This is a genomic window from Streptomyces graminilatus (assembly GCF_001418565.1).
GTDB lineage: Bacteria > Actinomycetota > Actinomycetes > Streptomycetales > Streptomycetaceae > Streptomyces > Streptomyces graminilatus.
Genome location: NZ_LIQQ01000831.1, coordinates 1 through 438 on the forward strand (window position 1 = coordinate 1; position 438 = coordinate 438).

Genomic DNA, 438 nt, shown 5'->3' on the forward strand with positions numbered 1-438 from the left:
GCCTCGGGCTCACTCCCCTCCCGGGCAAGCAGCAGTCCCAGGTTGAACGCCCCGTTTCGCGAACCGGCCTCCGCGGCGGCCCGATACCACCGAGCCGCCTCCACCACGTCACCCCGAGCAGACGCCAGCATTCCCACCCGCACCTGCGCCCGCCGATGCCCCTGGGAAGCCGCCCGCTCGTACCACTCCTCGCACTCCGTCTTCTCGTGCGCGATCTCACCGAGCTCGTGCGCGGGCTCCTGCGGACGCCGCGCGTCGAGCACCGAGGCCAGCCGGTACGCGGCCTCGGCGCTCCCCCCACCCGCCGCGCACCGCAGATACCGCTCGGCCTCCCGCTCGTCACCTTCCCGCAGCCGGGCGATCCCGACCTGGAGCGCGGCCTCGGTGTGCCCGGCGCCTGCGGCCCGCTCGTACCACCGCAGCGCGGCCACGTCCTCG

1 protein-coding gene is annotated in these 438 nt (G+C 75.1%); it reads right to left on the bottom strand.

What is annotated here, in order from left to right; genetic code table 11:
* Positions 1-438: SEL1-like repeat protein (locus AOK08_RS48305; protein ID WP_479683339.1), on the bottom strand; the 438-nt coding region annotated here is incomplete at both ends.